The sequence below is a fragment of the Streptomyces sp. cg35 genome (assembly GCF_050410835.1).
Classification (GTDB): domain Bacteria; phylum Actinomycetota; class Actinomycetes; order Streptomycetales; family Streptomycetaceae; genus Streptomyces.
In genome coordinates this window covers 8,924,118-8,942,077 of the sequence record NZ_CP191268.1, presented here as the reverse complement: position 1 = coordinate 8,942,077, position 17,960 = coordinate 8,924,118, and the positions used below count along the sequence as shown (strand labels likewise).

The window sequence follows — 17,960 nt, the reverse complement described above, 5'->3', positions numbered from 1 at the left end:
CGCGACAAAGGGAGTTCAGGGATGACAGCGCAACGGAACGTGCCGGTGAGCCTGTACCCGCAGCTCGACGAGGCGGCGCTCACCCGGTTCGTGCAAGCCCTCGAAAGCGGTGACACCGCCGGACTCTCCACCGAGCGGGCGGCGCAGGCCACCGACGCCCGGGCACTGGCCGAGGTGCGGCGGGTGCAGGTGCCCGGGGCTCAGGGGGACGAGCTGGCAGGGTTCCTGTGGAAGCACGGGGGCTCCCAGGAGAGGCCCGTCGTCGTCATGCCGTCCCCGTGGACCGACCTGGGCTGGCTCGCGTACGCAGTACAGGGCACCCTCTTCGCACTGAACGGCTACCACGTACTGGCGTACACCGCCCGCGGCTTCGGCCGGTCCGGCGGCGAGGTCGACGTCGCGGGTCCCCTGGACGTCGCCGACGCCGGCCACGCGCTCGACTTCCTCCTGGAGCGGCTCGGCCGGCCGGCGACCAGGGTCGGGTTCGTCGGGGACTCGTACGGATCCGGCATCAGCCAGCTCGCCGCGGCGCACGACACCAGGGTGGACGCGGTGGCGGCCCTGAGCACCTGGGGCGACCTCGGACAGGCGTTCTACGAGAACGACACCCGCCACATCGCCTCGGTGACCGTGCTGCGCGACGCCGCCGCGAACGCCCGCCTCAGCGCACGAACCGAGCAGGCCTTCGAGGACGTACTGCACGGGCGGAACATCGAAGAGACGCTGCAGTGGGCGCAGGAGCGCTCCCCACTCACGTTCGTGGACCGGCTCAACGAGCGCAGCGTCCCCGTGTTCTTCGCGCACGCCTGGCACGAGACGCTGTTCCCCAACAACCAGACGCTGCAGATGTTCACCTCCCTGACCGGACCCAAGCGGCTCGACTTCTCCATCGGCGACCACTCGTGCCCCGAGATGAGCGGCATCATCGGACTGCCCAACCGCATCTGGCAGGACGCGCACCGCTGGATGGACCACCACCTCAAGGGCGAGAGCAACGGCATCGACAAGGAGGGGCAGTTGCTCAGCCAGATCATGTGGAGCACCGCCTTGGAGGCGTCGGCCACCTGGCAGGCGTCCCTCGGCGAACCCCAGCGCTTCTACCTCGGCGGGGGCAGCGGCGACGGCGCCCTCCTCGACAAGCCCGAGAACGGCTGGACCCGCACCATCGGGGTGGGCACCGACACCCCGGCCACCGTCGCCGACTCGATCATCAAGTCCGGGTACGCCGAGCTGGCGGGAGATCCCAAGGTGTACCCGACCGCCGACATCAGCCGCTCCGACGCGGGCGTGTGGGTGACCGCCCCGCTCGGCAGGACCACCCGGCTGCGCGGCATCCCCGAGCTGCATCTCAACTATGCGTCGAGCAGCACCGGTTCCCTGTTCATCGCCTACCTTTTCGACGTCGCCCCGGACAACAGCGCCCACATCGTCACGCAGGCTCCCTTCACCCGGCTCGACAGCACTCCCGACGACCGGTCCGGCGCCCGCGTCCTCCTCCAGGCGACCGGCTACGACGTCGCGGCGGGGCACCGCCTGATGCTGGTCGTGGACACCGTGGACCCGTTCTACGCGAAGGCCGCCGACAAGGGGAACAGCCTCACCGTCACCTCGCCGGAAGCGGACCCGTCCTATCTGGACATCCCGATCGTCGCCTGACGCCCGTCATCCGTCCGTCCACAGCCCGGCGCGGGCACGAACGCGCCGGGCACCCTACGGTGCCAGCACCCGCGCCTCCATCGCCGACAGCCCCTTCTCCCACCAGAGCCCCGCGCCTCCGCCTCAGGACCCGCCCAGCTCTTCTCGCCTCGCACCCACACTCACCTCGCAAACTCTGCAGGACGGCCGATGCGGGCGTTGCGGACTCTGCGCCGCACCCACATGGTTGTCAACGCGACTGGAGACGAGTCGACGTGCTGAGTGCGCTCTTCACAAGCGGAGAGGCTGCGTCATGTGGAGGGTGGGGCAAGACGGATCAGGTTGCGGACTTGCTCGCGCAGGGCGATGGCCTGCGGCTGGCCTGGGTACTGGGCGAGGGCGTAGTCGAGGTGCTGGTGGGCGGTGTCGACATGCGCGGAGTGCAGGTGGGGGTAGGCACTCAGAAAGCTGCGTGCGTGGGGAAGGGCTTCGTCGAGACGGCCCTGGGCGAGGTGGGTCTCGGCGAGGCGGGCCTGGGTGAGGGCGGTTGCTCTTCGTTCGGCGACGGGGCGGTGGTGTGCGGAGACTTCCAGCGCGGTGAGTGCCTGGGAGTCGTCCCGCAGTGCGATCAGGGTCTGGTAGCGCTGATAGTCGAGTGCGGCCCGGGGGTAGGCGTCGAAGGGGCCGGGGGTGCTGGAGGCGCGTTCGTGGTGGCGTTCTGCCGCGTGCAGGTCGGCGCGGGCTTCCTGGGCCCGGCCAGTGCTGGCATTGGCGTGGGCACGCTGGGTGAGCAGGAACGCCTGAGCCGCTCCGTCATCACCGGAGCCCAGGACGGCCACGGCTGTCTCGGCCAGGTGCAGGGCCTGCTGCGGCAGTCGCAGCCGCAGCGCGTGCGCGCTCATCGCCCGCAGCGTGATCGCGTATTGACGGGCGTCGTCCACCGCGCGGGTGAGATGGAGTGCGGACAGGTAGTACCGCTGGGCCAGACCGTGGTGACCGCTGTCGTCGGCCATTCCGGCAAGCAGGTGGGTGAGTTGAGCGGTGGCGGTGAACAAGTCTCGCTGTCCGGTCTCCCCGGGAGCGGGCTGCATGAGGGTCGGGGCGGCACTGTCGGCCAGGTAGGCGGCGAGCAGGGGGCGGATGGTCCGGCTCCCGTGCCGTTCGGCGAGGCCGGCGAACGTGTGGGTCATCTCGTGATGGGTCTGCAGGCGGGCCGCAACGTCCGGGGCATCCGTGGCCTTCAGTTGCGCCGACTGCGGGGCGGCAGCCCACGGGGAAAGGTCTAGGGCGGCAAGGCTGTAGGAGGTGCGGGTGAGGAAAACGCGCTGGTGGGGGTCGGCGTCCTGACGCCACAGGTCGAGTAGCTGCTGCACGAGGTGTTCTCTCCTGGCGGGGATGTGGGTCACCAGTGGAGGGGCGTGCGTGGTCTGGGCCAGCCCGGTGGAGTGCGGGGTGATCAGTCGTCCGGTGCGTCGGGTCAGGGCGGCGGCTGCCAGGTCGGGTACGGGCCGTCGCGGCCGGGAGCCGGCCAGCCAGTGCGCCACGGAGGAACGGTCGTAGCGTAGGCGCAGTCCTTGGGCCGTGCCCAGGGTGTTGACGGCCCGGGCCAGCTCGGCCGCGCTCCAGCGTGCCTCGGCCAGCAGCGCTGCCAGTGCCTCGTTACCCCGGCGCTCCGACATCCCGCCCTCGCTTCTGCGACAGCACGAGCCACGGTCGGACTCACATGCTGGTGCGCGCTCGTGTGTGACGCGTCCCGGTGACCTGAAGGGACCTGTGGGTGCTGCCTGTTGCCTCGTTCCCCGTAAAAATGCCAATGGCACACACTCTTTCTGCCAATGACCAGCTTCTTCGCGCCAACAACACTGCCCGGAGGCACGCCCGCTTTCACACACGCACAAGCGCTCAGCGCGTGCACGGTTTTGCAGTTCGAGAGGTGTTTGGTTCGCCGGGTAAAGGCAGTTCCCTTCGCCATGCGACAGGCGGAGTTTCACGAGCGCGCAAGCTTTCAGCGCGTGCATGCACCGCAGGGTGTGAGTGCCGTTCGCCGGTGAAGTGAGGTGTAGACGTTGGGAGATGATCCAGTGCCCACAGTCGCTTCCTACATGGCTCGCAGAACCAGGTCATGAGGAATCGAAGGTAGAGCTGTGGGCTGCGTGAATTCATGAGGCATCTACCTCGATCAATTTCCGCAATTTGCATCGCACACCGAGAAGGGGATGAGCATGCCCGAAGGTTCGGTTCGCCTGTATCCAGGACAGGGAAGTCGCGGAGTCAAGTCGCTGGCGGGGTTGGCAGAGCACCCCGACGTGCGTGAACTGCTGGTCGACATCGGTCGCAGGTGCGCCGAGTCGGCTCGGAGACGTTCCTGTCCTCGGAAGCATCCTCAGATCCTGACTGGTCCCTGGCCGCCGCCTTCGCGGTGGCTGTGGCTTCGGACCGCCTTCTCGGCTCGCCGAAGCCGGGAGATGTGCTCGTCGGCCACAGCGGCGGTGAGATCGCAGCGCTGGTCGCCGCGGGCGTGTTCGATCTCGCTACGGGAGTCCGCGTGGTGTGCAGCCGCGCGCAGGCATTGCGTGAGAATGCCGCCGAGAGCGGCGGGATGCGCGCTTTCGACGTGGGACTGCGGCGCGCCCAGGCCATGATCGATACGCTGGGTGATCCGATGGTCGCTGTCGCCGCAGTAAATGCCCCGCGGTCGACCGTGGTCTCCGGGCCGCTCGCCTCACTGGAACGGCTGGCAGATGCAGCCTCCGCGCTGGACATCCACTCCGCCCGCGTGAACGCCCCCTATCCGTTCCACAGTCCGTTGCTTCGCGAAGCCGCGGCACAGTTCGCTTCCAAGATCGAGGGGATCCCGGTCGGTCGTCCCAGCGCGCTTCTCTACTCGCCGACCGAGAGCCGCTTCTACCAGGACGGCGACGACTATGTGTCGCTGCTGTCCACGCATCTGTTCCGACCGGTTCGTTTCATGGACGCGATCCGGGAGCTGTATGCCTCGGGCTACGACGAATTCACCGAGTGTTCTCCCGAGGCGATGCTGTCGCACCTGGCAGAGCGCACGATTCCCAACGTCATCACCGGCGTGGTGGCAGCCGATGCGACGCGTGTCGAGGCCAGTCCCCCACAGATTTCCGACAGGGTTCCGGAGCCGCGGGAGGACAGCCAGGAGAGGCCTGCGAAGGCGACGCCGGAGCCGGGTGCGAGCGCCGACGGTCAGGCGGCCGGCGGACGAGCGGCGATACTGGCGGAGCTTCGGAAGTTCTATGCCGGCGAACTGGGCTATCCCGAGGACGTCGTCAGTGAGGATGCCGACCTCGAAGCCGAGCTCGGTGTGGACTCCATTCAGCAGACAGAGCTGTTCGTCCGCATCGCCGCGCGGTATCGGCTGGGCGAAGCGGGCAAGGGCGTCAACATCTCGGAATACCCCACTCTGGGAGCGCTGGTCGACTTCATTGTGCGGAAGTCGGACCGCGCGGAAGCGGGCGCCGAATGAGTCTGTCTGGAGCCTCACAGAATCTGGATGGACAGGTGTGCTTGGTGACCGGCGGCACCAAGCAGGGGGCGCCGCAATCGCCAGGAAGCTTGCGGAGCAGGGTGCGCATGTCGTCCTGAACTATTTCCACGACAACAAGGCGGCAGCAAGGACACTGGCCGCGTTCCAGGATGCCGGTCTCTCGGCCGAGATCATCCGGGCGTCCGTCGCACGCCCGGACGATGTCGATCGGATGTTCAAACAGATCGAGGACACGCACGGCCGGCTCGACATCCTGGTGAACAGCGCCGTCTACGGCGTGTTCAAACCGTTCACCGAGATTACCGAGCGGGAGTGGAAGCGCACGGTCGAGACCTGCTTCGACGGTGCCCGGTTGTGCTCGCGCGGCGCCCTTCCGCTGATGCACCGTAGCGGCGGCACGATCGTCAACATCTCGTCGCTCGGGGCCGGCATGGTGGTGGGGTACTACGCCAGCGTGGGCCCGGTGAAAGCGGCGATCGAGGCTCTGACACGGTATCTGGCCGTGGAGTACGCTCCGCACGACATCCGGGTCAACGCCGTGTCCTGCGGCATGTTCGACGGGGCGTGGACAGAGCGTTTCCCCGACTCGGCAGACACGCTGCGGGTTGCGCGGCAGGCGACACCACTGGGCAGGCTCTCCAGCCCCGAGGATCAGGCTGAGGCGGTCGCTTACCTCGTGTCGGACGCAGCCCGGTGGATAACCGGCCAGACGCTGACCATGGATGGAGGCGCGAGCACTGGCTTCTACTCCCTGTCTCCGCCCAGCTATCCGCTCGACAATCGCTCCGCATCGCAAACGGCCCGTGAGGCCGAGAGGACGGCGGAACCCTCGCCGGGTACTTCGGAGACGACACACCAGGTTGCGTCGCTGTCCGCCAACGACAGGCCCGCTTCGGATCGGCACGAGGAAGTAGCCATCGTCGGAATGGGCGTGTTGGCGCCCGGTGTCGGCTCCGCCGAGGGTCTGTGGGACTGCTCGGGAAGGGCGAACCGCAGTACTGCGACAACCCGCCAGGACTTGACCTGGCGAACTTCACAGGGGCCGACGGTGAAGACAAGACCGGAGCACGGGCTTCGGGACTGCTGCACGGCAGCGCGCTGCCCGTCTCGCCGCGCACCGACGGAAAAGAGCCCCGGCTGGAATCTCCCGACTGGGACATCCGCACATGGGTCCGGCACGCGATCGGACAAGCCCTCACCACCTGCGTGGTCAATGCGGACGACCGTGCCTACCTGAGCCTGGGTCTCGTACCCGAGGCAGGCCGTCAACTGGAGGAATCCCTGGTGCGCGACCAGGTGGTCCACCACCTCGGCGGGAAAGCGACCAGCACGCTGGCCGAACAACTGGACCGCGCACTCCCCCGGGCGAAGGGCATTCGAGGCGCTCTGCCACATCACGTCGCGCGTGACGCCAGTCAGGGCTTGTTGCCGGCGAATACCAGGATCGAAGCGATCGACGCCGCCTGCGCCTCTGCCCTGTACACCATCGACGCCGGCGCCGACGCGATCCTGCACGGGGAAGCCGATATCGCCTTGTGCGGCGGGGCGTTCGCGACCTCGCCGCGCTACATGGTGCTCTTCGACGCCATGCGCGGTCTGAGCCGCTCCGGACAGCTCAAGGCATTCGACACCGACGCGGACGGCACCGTGATCAGTGACGGTTCGGTGGTCCTGGCCTTGAAGAGTCACCGGCGCGCTCAGCGCGACGGCGACACCGTGTTCGGTCTCGTCCTGGGGTTCGGGGGTGCCTGTGACGGACGAGGGAAAGCGATCAACGCCTCCGATCCGCGCAGCCAGCGCCTGGCCCTGGACCGCGCTCTGGCCAGGAGTGCATCGAAGCCGGAGGACATCGACTGGGTTCTGGCCCATGCCACGGGGACACGGGCAGGCGACCGGTCCGAGATCGCGATGCTGCGCGAGGCCGCGCCGGACGCCGGTTGGGCGGTGTCGGCGAACAAGGGCCTGGTGGGGCACACCGGACCGCCCTCCGGAGGTATCTCCATCGTGCAGGCCCTCATGGGCCTGAGGCGCGGCGTCATCCCCGCTCAGCGCCCCGCGACGACACCTCCTGGCGAGACGGCGCCGCTCGCCATTCCCCAGACCGACATTCCCTGGCCGGCGAACCCGGATCGCCCGCGCAGGGCAGCGGTCGCCGCCTACGGCATTGGCGGAGCCAACGCGTTCACAGTGCTGGGAGAGCCCCATCCCAAGTCCCCGCCGCCTGAACCGCGCAGTATCGCCGACGATCCGACCGTCGTCGTGGCCTGGAGCGCGGATCTGCCCGGCGAACCGAGCCCCTCCGACACGGCCGAATGGCTGCGGTCCGGAACCTATCCGTGGCCCCTGTCCTACGGCGACCGGTACCAGTTCAGCGGCGCGGCGTTCCGGATGACCAAACGCGCGGTGCAGACCATGGACCGTACCCAGCCGATGACACTTCGGTGCGTCGACCGGCTCGCCCACCAGCTCGGCTCGACGCTGGCGGACCTACGCAGGAAAACGGGCGTCATCTACGCGTCCACCGGCCCCACGCGTGCGTACGTCGAGAACACGGTGCGGTGCTATCTGGACCAGCTGGCGACAGCCGTCGACGCGGACATCATCGATCCGCTGGCCCGGAACGTCCGCCGGTCGGTCGCGCCCACGAACGAGGACTCCCTCACCGGAGGCATGGCGAATATCCCCGGCGGGCGTGCCGCCAACCACCTCGACCTGCAGGGGCTCAGCGTGCGCTGCGACGCCGGTCGTGACTCGGCGCTGGCCGCGTTGGCCGCCGCCCGCCGCTGCCTGCGCGCCGGAGACTTGGACCTGGTGCTGCTTCTGAGTGCCAACGGCGTCACCACGCCGGCGCTTGCCGAAGCCATCTGCTCCGGCGAAGCCCCGGCAGCCATCGCCGAGGGCGCTTTCGGGCTGGCGCTGACTCGCCAGTCCGTCGCCCGGGAGAACAACCTCACGGTGCTGGCGACGCTGGCCTGGCCCGACCTCGAGGGGACACAGGCCCCCTCGGCCACCCCGTGCCAGCCGGCCCGCGAGCGTTCCTGGCTGGGCGCCGATGCCGCGGTCGACGTGCTCAGCGCCGTGGTTCGCGGGCGGCAGCAACTCGTCACGCCGGTGGAAGGCATCGGACAGCCCGCCGTCCTCGTGAAGCCCCCCGGACATGCCTCCGCCGATGCAGACGAGGCGGAGCATGGTGAACAGACCACTGCTGCAGTGCCTTCAGCGCCGCCCCGGATCAAGCGACATGCGCTGGCCTGGACGCCCGATCAGGGCAGCAAAGTCAGCACAGCCCCCGTCGACTCCCTGCCCGACGCCTGCACGGTCATCACGAATGTGCGAGCCCTCGAGACGACCGGCTCCGGACGGTGCACCCTGATTCCTCCGGAATCGGACGGGCCGACATCCCCGTCCATGGCAAGCGTCGCCGCAGCCGACTTCGAGAGTCTGACGCGCAGCAGGCAGCAGAAACGCCACGTGCGCGTACTCATCGACCTCGCAGCTCCCACCGATCAGGTACTGGCCGCACATGAGCTGGTCTTCGCAGCTGTGCGCGCCTCCGTCGACGACCTCCGTGACAACGGATCATGCGTCATCGTGGTGTTCAACGCGCACGACCGGGCTCCCTCGGCAGCGTGCGAGGGCCTGTTCACCGCCATGGTGAAGAGCCTGGCCCTCGAACTCCCCGAGTGCCTGACCGTATGCATCGCCACCGACCACGACCGTCCGGCAGAGGCGCTCGCACTCATCGAACGCGAAACGTCTGTTGCGCGCGTCCTGCCCGCGGTGCGCTACATCGGTGGCGTCCGCCAGACAGAGCGATGGCTGCCAACCGCCTCGGAGACAACAGAAGGTCTCGACCTCGACAACGACTCGGTGGTCCTCGCCGTGGGAGGCGCTCGCGGCATCACCCGGGTCCTGACCGAGGCCATCGCGGAACGCTGGCGACCGCATCTGTGGATCATCGGATCCACGAGGCCGGACGACTTCTCCGCGGCCGAGCTGAGCGGCCCCCTGCCGAGCAAGCGCCAGTACATAGCGGATCAAGTGGCCGAGCAACCCGGCGCTCCCGTCAAAACCATCACTGCCCACTACGACGCGCTCCTACGTGCCCGCGAGGTCCACGAGACGCTGGAGTCCTTCCGCCGGCTCTGCGGCGAGGACCGACTTCACTACCTTCCCTGCGACATTACGGACCGCCCGGCAGTGACAGACGCGGTGAATCGCCTGATCAGCTGGCACGGGCACGTCGACCTGGTCCTGCAGGGCGCCGGGATCAGCCGGTCGGGCCGGCTGGCGAACAAGGCGCTTTCAGAATTCACCCGTGTCCGTGACGTCGTCGTACAAGGACATCGCAACCTCGTCGACGCATTGGCCTCCACACGCCCCCGGCGATGGCTGAATGTCGGGTCCTTCGTCGGCCTGGGTGGCGCCCCCGGGGAGATCGACTACGCCAGCGCGCACGGCTACCTGCTGACGTCGGCCGAGCACATACGCGCTCAGCGGGGTTGGTCCATGACCACCATTGCCTGGCCGTTCTGGACCGACGTCGGCATCGCAGCGTCGCCGATCCACCGGAAGGCCCAGGAACGACGCGGAATATTCACCGGAATCGACAACAGGGAGGGGGCCGCCCTCCTCATGGCAGAGTTGCGGACCTCAGGCGACGACCCCATCGCGGTCCTCGCTGGCGATGCCGAGCTGCAATCCTCCCGCACAGGCTGGCGACCGTCAGCGGAGCGCAGCCAGCGATGCGCAGCGCCTCGCACCATGCAAGATCAGGAAACCGACCGCGCACGCGACAACGCGAAGGCTTCATGACCATGGCCGAGACCGATCAAACAAGCACGGCTGTCGAGGATTTGACGCGGCTGTTTCACGGCGAACGAAGCGACACCATCCACCGTCAGCTCACCGGTGCTCTCTCGGACCCCCTGTTCGAGCCACGAGACGGCCTCACGAGCAACGAACGAGCCGAGCTGGCCTACGCCCGGCTTCGCCTGCTGAGCGGCCGGCTGCCGTCTGCAGTCGCCATCACTAAGAACCCCCGAAGCCTCTTCGCGCTTCTGGACGCGACAGCGGTGGTCGACACCACACTCGCCGCGGTAGCCGCCATCCACTACAACCTCTGCCTGGGAACTCTGCTCGACTATGTCGGGGGCCAACCCAGCCTGCAGCCCTACATCGACGAACTCGACACACTCGGCTCGATCGGCGTGTTCATGGCCACCGAGCTCGGCTACGGCAACAACGTCAAGGCGCTGGAGACAGAGGCCGTGTTCGACCCTGCCACCAACACCTTCACGCTCCACACGCGCACACCGCAGGCACAGAAGTACATGCCCAACACGGCTGTCGCACTTCCCAAGATCGCCATAGTCATGGCACGGCTGAAGGTAGGCGACCGCGATCACGGGGTGTTCCCTTTCGTAGCGCGCATACGTGACGCCGAGGGCCCCTGCACAGGCGTCCGGATCGTGCCGCTCCCAGAAAAGCCGGGTCTTGATCTGGACAACGCGATCACTATTTTCGAAGGCCTCCGGTTGCCTCGCGAGGCCATCATGCTGGGCAGCCACTCGCACCTGGAACAGGACGGGACCTTCCGAAGCAGTGTGGGGGCGCACCAGCGGTTCCTGGAGGCCATGAAGCGAGTGATACCGGGAAAGCTCGGCCTCACCGGAGCCCATCTCGCCTGCGCCAGGGCCTCCGTCGCCATCACCGCGCGATACAGCAAACAACGCCTTACATTCGCACCCGGGAAAGCGCCGGTGCCGATCATCGAATACCAGAACCACCAACGCGCAGTGATCGGGGCGCTGGCCCGAACGTACGGCATGTCGTTTCTGGTCAGCAGGGCCCGCAGAGAACTGGACTCCTCGTCGGGCGGCGCCGACCTGGCGCTGGAGCGTCTGATCGCCGTGACGAAGGTCAGCGCCAGCCAAGCTGCTGAACACGTGGTGCTGACCTGCAGGGAACGCTGTGGTGCCCAGGGGATGTTCGGCCGCAACCGCATCGCCGACTACATCGCACTCGGCCACCTCGTCATCACCTCCGAAGGCGACAATGATGTGATCGCCCTCAAAGCGGCACAGCAGATGGTGCTGGGCTCGCAGTATGCACCGCCCCTCGCCGGCCCGCGCCCCGAAAGCCGCCTGGCGGAACCCGAGTTCTGGATCTGGTGCCTTCGTACCCACGAGGCACGGCTGTACCAGCAGCTGACCCAGCACGCCACAACCGAGTTCGAGAAAGACACGGGCAGCTTCAGCCTGTGGAACGCCGTCGCCACCGATCTCCTGGCACTCGCCCGCGTGCACGGCCTGCGCATGGCTGCAGAGGAACTGCAGTGCGTACTTCAAGAAGCCGCTCCGCGCACTCGCCGCATGCTGCAGTCGGTGGGAGCAGTTTTCGCTCTTCAGGAAATCTCTGGCGACACCGGCTGGTACCTCACCGAGAACATCCTCTCGGCGGAAGAAGTGCGCGGCATCCCGCCGCTCATCGACGATCTGTGCGGCGAACTGATGGCCTCCCTGGACTCCTTGGTGGACGGATACAACTTGCCGCCCCACCACCTGCGCGCGCCGATCGCCGACGACTACCTCCATGCCTACGACTACCTGCACAGCTCCCTGCACGGTGCCTCGACGGCAGCAAGCGGAGCGTCGGGGTCACGCGAGAGCAGTTCGCAACCGGAACCCCAGGGGCAGGACGATCACCCCCCGCAGAAGTCAACCGCTCGCGCCTCGACACCGGCCCTTCCTCGCGGCAGCTTCTACGTCGATGTCCATGCCCCAAAGGACCGGTGGGGCCGCGAACTCGACCCACTGCGTGACGCCAACCTCCTTGACCACTGTGTCAAGGGCAAACCCACCTTGCCCGGCTCGCACATGCTCGAAATCGCCGCAGAAGCGGCCATGGGCATTGCTCCAGACCTCGTCCCGATCCGCTTCAGCAAGGTCCGGTTCCACGCCTTCCTGCGCATGAACCCAGATCGGCCTGTCCGGTTCCGAGCCACAGTCCGAGAAGTGACAGGGCAGCCGGACGACCGGCAGGTCACGGTGCACGTCCTGTCCGACGTCGTGCATCCCTCCGGCCGCGTACTGCGCCGAGACCGCCTGCACGCCGAAGCCACCGTTCACTTGGCAGCCGAGGCGACCCGCCCCGCACCCCCGCCCTGCCCCCTGGACCTCTCCTCACGTGGCACCCTCGTAGCCGATCCGTACTTCCTGCCCGCCGTACCGATGACGTTGCGCGGCGCCTACGACAGCACCCGGGGATGTTGGCTCGGCCCCACAGGCAGCGCCACCGAACTCGATCTGCGTCATGCAGCACGCGACAGCGCCTTCACCCGCTTCACCATCCCCTGTCTGACCATCGACGCCCTGACGCGCGTCCCCTATCCCGACCCGGACGACACCTCGCGCATAGGCGTAGCCGTTCCCCTCGGATACGAACAGCTCGACCTCTACACGTCACTCAACGACATCGACCTGTTCCAGTCCTGCGGCAACAAACTGACCCTCATACGAGAGCCGGCCGACAACCCGCACCCCGCCTTCTACCTGGTCTCCGCGGACGGTGACGTACTGATCCGCATGGCAGATCCGAACCTCCAAGCCGTGGCCTGGGTTCCCGCCTCGGCACTGCGCGGAGAGCCTGTTACCCCAGATCAAGTGGTCACGAGTGCGGCCGATTCCCGCGAGAGCGCATCTTCCGGCCGGAACTTCGCCGGAGGAAGCCACCAATGAAGGCGGCAGCTCGCAGCGCTCTGGAACCGGACGACATAAGCAGCCGGGACTTGTCATGGGCGGCACTTGGGGAGAGAGCCCTCAGCCCGGCCAGAAGGCAGACAGCCCATCGCGAGGAGGCCAGCCCAATGAACGAACCCCCCGAAACCGTGGCCCAACTCATCGCCAGCATCTTCAGCTCGGCAGCTCACTCGGCATGCGCCACGACTGCCCCGGAGAACGCGCACGGCCCCAAGGGGCGCGGCGAGCTGAAAGACTGCACCCGATGCTGCCAGTCCTGCTGCCAGCCACAGCCCGAGATGCTGAGGCTGTAAGGAAACGGGCCTCTGTGGTGTGAATCGACAATAGGTCGGCCATCCCGGGCCCGCGGCTCAACTCCGGCGCCTTACCTGAATGCGGCAGCCGTTCCAGGACGGTGAGAGCGAAGCGCGCTCTCACGTCAGAACAACTGATGACCGCGTGAAGAGCGAGGCAGGCCTTGTCGTGGCCCAGGCCCCGCCGAGGGAGCGTGCTCGCTCCGGCGTGCCGGTGTCCGGGGGGGGCACAGTCCCACTGGCGGTCACCCGTCGATCGGTTGGGCAGGGATCAACCTCTGAAGAAACCTCTGCGTATCGGCAGCAATTGAGTACAGGCGCGCGCCTCGGCGGCCCCTGGTAGCCAGTACGGCAGATGTTGAACGCGTACTGCAGATAGCGGTGCGGCGGGAGATCGCGGACGTGGGAGTCCTGGCTGGCTCCGGATGGGCTGCCCATCAGTCGCCGCGTCGGACGAGGTCCCCGCCGCCCCGACCACCGGCACCGCCTTGCGCCCTTTCCTGGCGTCCTCGCGCCGTGTCCGCCGAATTGCTGCGCGCACATGAATTGGCTGTGTCAGCCCACCCGCCTCCATTGCCCTGCTTCCCCGCACGCTCCTAGGTTCACTCCGGCAGACCCCGGTGTGGACGCGCCCCGGGAGCACCGCTCGTTCCTCCCTCCCTGTCGTACTTCGCGCACGCCCAGCCGGGCGCACCTTCAGAAGGGCTTCCTCCACCATGAGCCGGAACGACCAGCCGGACCTCGGCAGACGCGGATTCCTCGCCGGCGCCAGCGCCGTCGCCGCAGCCACCGCCGTTCCTTCCCTCGCCACCCGCGCCGCCGCCGCGGCGCCGGACGCGGCGGCGAACCGCCCCAACATCCTGGTGATCCTCACCGACGACCAGCCCCTGCACACCGAGTGGGCGACTCCGAACACGCTGAGCTGGCTGGTGGACGGCGGTGTCGAATTCAGGCAGGGCCATGTGGCCACCCCGCTCTGCGCTCCGTCGCGCTCGTCGATCTTCAGTGGTCAGCACGCACGCCACCACGGGGTGCGCGACAACAGCAGCCCGCACAACCTCGACCAGTCCACCACCGTCCAGCGGCACCTCCAACAGGCGGGCTACCGGACCGGGTTGTTCGGCAAGTACCTGAACGCCTGGAGCAACAAGGACATCCCGCCGTACTTCGAAGAGTGGCTGCTCTCCGCGCCGGTCACCTACAACGACGGTACGTACAACGACAACGGCACGGTGCGCACCATTGATGGTTACAGCACCAGCGTCATCCGCGACCGCGCCCTCAAGTTCCTCGACAAGTCCACCACCGACCACCGCCCCTGGTTCGCCTTCGTCGCGCCGAAAGCCCCGCACGGGCCGAACACGCCAGAGCCGAAGTACGCGAACACTCCCGTGCCCGCCTGGAACGGTCGTCCCTCGGTCACCGAGGACGACCGCAGCGACAAGCCGGAGTACATCCAGAACGCCAACCGCACTCTCGCCGACGGCCGTACCGTGCGCCGCAACCAGCTGCGCACCCTCCTGTCCGTGGACGACGCGGTGAAGGCACTGCACGACAAGCTGGCCGCCCTGGGGCAGCTCGACAACACGCTGGTCTTCTACCTCGGCGACAACGGCTACAGCTGGAGCGACCATGGCTGGGGCGCCAAGTCGGTGCCCTACCGTCCGGCCGTCGAGGTGCCGTTCTACGTGTCGTGGCCGGCCGGCGGCCTCGGCTCGGGCACCGTCGACGACCGGCTGGCCGCGAACATCGACATCGCTCCGACCATCCTCGACGCGGCCGGCATCGCCCCGAGTCCGCTGCACGACGGGCAGTCGCTCCTCGGCACCGCGCGCCGCGACCACCTGCTGATCGAATGGTGGCACCGCAACCCCGGCGACAATTCGCACACCTGGTCCTCCTACAAGAGCGCCACAGAGCAGTACATCGAGTACTACGCCCTGTACACGGACAGCACCGGGCAGGAGGTCGGCACCGGTGAGCTGCAGTTCCGGGAGTACTACGACCTGGTGAACGACCCCTACCAGCTCACCAACCTTCTGCACGGGGCCACGCCCGCGGACGAGCGGCGGCTCGGCATCCCGGCGCTGGCCGCGCAGTTGGCCGCGGACCGGGCGGCCTGATCCGGGTGTGCCGGTGCGGGAAGCCCCTCCCGTACCGGCACACGCCGCAGCCTCCCCCTCATCTCCCCTGAATCCGTCGCCCTGCCCGAGAGGCCCCTTCCATGACCAGCGCCCCTCGTTCATGCTGCGCCCCGGCGCACAGCATCCAGCAGCTGCGGCCCGCCCCACCGCGGCCGGAGCCGAGCGATCCCGCGGCCCGGCGCGCCGGCCGAGGTCTGACCACGCTCCCGGGCGGGGCGTTTTCGATGGGGTGCGACGATGCCGACGGCGTAGTGGCCGACGGCGAGGGGCCAGTACGGGACGTGGAGATCGACGTATTCTCGATCGCCGCGACGGCCGTCAGCAACGCCGAGTTCGCATCCTTCGTGAAGGCCACCGGTCACGTCACGCAGGCAGAGAGCTTCGGCTTCTCGTATGTCTTTGCCGGTTTCCTGACTCCGGGCCTGCGGGCCTCGTCCCCGGCGGTGCCCGGCACCCCGTGGTGGCGCGCCGTCGAGGGGGCGAGCTGGCGCGCGCCCAGCGGGTCCGGCTCGCGTTTCCAGGACATCCAGCAGCACCCGGTGGTGCACGTCTCCTGGCACGACGCGATGGCGTACTGCGCTTGGTCGGGCACCCGGCTGCCCACCGAGGCGGAGTGGGAGTACGCCGCCAGGGGTGGACTGGCGCGCAAGCGCTACCCCTGGGGTGACGAACTGGCCCCGAACGGACGGGACATGCTCACCATCTGGCAAGGCGACTTCCCGAACGCGGCCCCGGGCGCCCGCAACGGCACAGCGCCGGTCCGCTCCCACCGGCCAAACGGTTTCGGCCTCTACAACACGGTGGGCAACGTGTGGGAGTGGTGCGCCGACTGGTTCAGCGCGGACTATCGCCGCACGGGCCCCCGGACCGCGCCACAGGGTCCGCCTGACGGCACGGCGCGCGTCATGCGCGGAGGCTCCCATTTGTGCCACGTGTCGTACTGCAACCGCTACCGCGTCGGTGCGCGCAGCTCCAACACCCCGGACAGTTCGACGGGCAACATCGGCTTCCGGGTGGCGCGTAGCTCAGTGCGAGCCGATCCAGCTCGCGCCAGGCAGGGTCACCTATCGCATCACCCGGAGTCCACGATCGCGGGTGGGGCGGATGGACCGGCAGGCGAGGCCGGTCCGGTGCCGCCCGCGGAGCCGAGACACTCCGGGACAACAGGGCCAGTCCGGACGATCTGAAGCGGCTTGCCGCTCACGGGTCGTGAGTGGTGTTTCGAGGTAGGCCGCGGTGTCGATCACACGTATGAGAGCACCACGGACGATGCCCTCACGTTCAGCTTCGACTGCCTCATCAAGACAGCCACCAAAGTCGGCCCTGATCAATAGCATGATCGGTGGCAGCAACGATCGTCGAAGCCGTCGGCACAGCACAGATGAAGTCGTCGCGGCGCCGGCACACACTTACTGGTGGTTTCAGAATGAGCTGTGATGGCTCGGGGGTCGACGCGGGCTGGAGTGCGCCATCCACGGGGTCGCGCCACCGCCGAACACGGGCGCACTGGCTCTGTTCACGAGACCGGACAGCACATGTGCACCACTTCGGACGGCGGTGGCGCTAGTCCTTGAAGCGAACACTGGGGTGCCAACGTGATCTCTGGGACGCCCTGGCAAACCCTTTACGAGCGGCCGAACCTGCCCTTCTTGACGGGCCGTTCAGGCCTCAGAGCCTCATGCTCGTACTCCAGATCGGCGATCGAGATCCGCATGAGAGCCGTCCAGGTGGTGGGGAATCGGGAGCTGTCAGGCCATTCCCTCACGGTGAACTCCACGATCCAGCTCCTGTCTGTGGTTCGGAACACTCGCCGACCGCATGCCTCAGCGTTCAGGTCTCCGTAGCTGGAAGGAATGTAGGTGCGAGCCACCACAGCAGCCTGAGCGACCGTCTGGTCCAAGTCACCGTCGCACGGGATGGCCTGGAGCAGGAGCGAACGGGAATCGTCCCCGAGAAGCTTTGCGGGGCCCTCCACGAGAATCCACCAGCCTCCACTACTACTCATCGCAGGTGCCGTGCTGAACAGCCGTCACAGACATCGCGAAATGCTGCCGCCCAGCCGCAGATGGATGCCTGTCCGGTCGCACCAACATCGACTGCTGGCGTCGGGGTGAGCTCGCCTGTCTCTCCATGAGGTGCTTCACGGTGATGACCGTCGCAGGTCCGGGCTTCCCTGACAACAGTCGAACAGCCGCCGCCCGAGTGCCGTCCGAAGTGGTGTACATGTGCTGTCCGTTCTCGGTTCTGGCACAGATCTGGGGGCCAGTCGCAGAGGGTGACAGTGTCGTTCGATTGAAAGGGCGGTCACGAGCCCGGCTGTCCCACTCGAGCACTCACCTCGTAGCCTCCGCGTATAACTGCTGATCCGTTCCAATTCCGCTGCGTCCTCTGCCATGACTACGATTTTCGGTGTGAGCTCGCTGAGCGCGCTCTTCAGCTCGTTCAGCAGTTCGGTGGCGAGGCCTCGGGGGTTGATGGAAACGGCGTTCTTTGATTCCACTTCGGCGCGAGTCTGCTGCACCGGCACGCCCTTGTCGCCGATGGTTCAGATTTTGCCTGTGATCCGTTCCCAGATCAGATTCAGGATGGTGGCGAAATTGAGGACCTTGTCCTT

The 17,960-nt window shown here is 67.5% G+C and carries 8 protein-coding genes; 7 read left to right on the top strand and 1 reads right to left on the bottom strand.

Annotated features, from left to right (window positions below; genetic code table 11):
* Positions 1-21 precede the first annotated feature (21 nt).
* The gene (locus ACQUQD_RS41025; RefSeq protein WP_428957332.1) at positions 22-1,656 is read left to right on the top strand and encodes a CocE/NonD family hydrolase; all 1,635 of its coding nucleotides are present in this window, start codon (positions 22-24) and stop codon (positions 1,654-1,656) included.
* Between the two features lie 290 nt (positions 1,657-1,946).
* Here the strand turns inward: ACQUQD_RS41025 and ACQUQD_RS41020 are convergent, their stop codons facing one another.
* Positions 1,947-3,314: a hypothetical protein gene (locus ACQUQD_RS41020; protein WP_428957331.1), complete on the bottom strand. Its 1,368-nt coding sequence runs from the start codon at positions 3,312-3,314 to the stop codon at positions 1,947-1,949.
* Between the two features lie 659 nt (positions 3,315-3,973).
* On the opposite strand from ACQUQD_RS41020, the gene ACQUQD_RS41015 reads away from it, so the two are divergent.
* The 6 genes from ACQUQD_RS41015 (at position 3,974) to ACQUQD_RS40990 (ending at position 16,533) form a co-directional block, all read left to right on the top strand.
* Positions 3,974-5,128, top strand: a complete 1,155-nt coding sequence (locus ACQUQD_RS41015; protein WP_428957330.1) for an acyltransferase domain-containing protein — start codon at positions 3,974-3,976, stop codon at positions 5,126-5,128.
* Positions 5,129-5,165: 37 nt separating this feature from the next.
* Positions 5,166-6,386: an SDR family oxidoreductase gene (locus tag ACQUQD_RS41010; RefSeq protein ID WP_428957329.1), complete on the top strand. Its 1,221-nt coding sequence runs from the start codon at positions 5,166-5,168 to the stop codon at positions 6,384-6,386.
* Positions 6,356-9,964, top strand: coding sequence for an SDR family NAD(P)-dependent oxidoreductase (locus ACQUQD_RS41005; protein WP_428957328.1), 3,609 nt, complete (start codon positions 6,356-6,358; stop codon positions 9,962-9,964). The genes ACQUQD_RS41010 and ACQUQD_RS41005 overlap by 31 nt, the downstream gene beginning before the upstream one ends.
* 2 nt (positions 9,965-9,966) lie before the next feature.
* On the top strand, positions 9,967-12,888 hold the full coding sequence (locus tag ACQUQD_RS41000) for an acyl-CoA dehydrogenase (protein ID WP_428957327.1): 2,922 nt from the start codon (positions 9,967-9,969) through the stop codon (positions 12,886-12,888).
* Between the two features lie 1,030 nt (positions 12,889-13,918).
* A complete protein-coding gene (locus tag ACQUQD_RS40995; RefSeq protein WP_428957326.1) occupies positions 13,919-15,325 on the top strand; it encodes a sulfatase family protein in 1,407 nt (468 codons plus the stop codon).
* A gap of 101 nt (positions 15,326-15,426) precedes the next feature.
* On the top strand, positions 15,427-16,533 hold the full coding sequence (locus ACQUQD_RS40990; RefSeq protein ID WP_428957325.1) for a formylglycine-generating enzyme family protein: 1,107 nt from the start codon (positions 15,427-15,429) through the stop codon (positions 16,531-16,533).
* Positions 16,534-17,960 lie beyond the last annotated feature (1,427 nt).

Bases quoted from the DNA above. Each gene is read 5' to 3' on its own strand.
- ACQUQD_RS41025 (WP_428957332.1), top strand. From the start codon at position 22: ATGACAGCGCAACGGAACGTGCCGGTGAGCCTGTACCCGCAGCTCGAC.
- ACQUQD_RS41020 (WP_428957331.1), bottom strand. From the start codon at position 3,314: ATGTCGGAGCGCCGGGGTAACGAGGCACTGGCAGCGCTGCTGGCCGAG.
- ACQUQD_RS41000 (WP_428957327.1), top strand. From the start codon at position 9,967: ATGGCCGAGACCGATCAAACAAGCACGGCTGTCGAGGATTTGACGCGG.
- ACQUQD_RS40995 (WP_428957326.1), top strand. From the start codon at position 13,919: ATGAGCCGGAACGACCAGCCGGACCTCGGCAGACGCGGATTCCTCGCC.
- ACQUQD_RS40990 (WP_428957325.1), top strand. From the start codon at position 15,427: ATGACCAGCGCCCCTCGTTCATGCTGCGCCCCGGCGCACAGCATCCAG.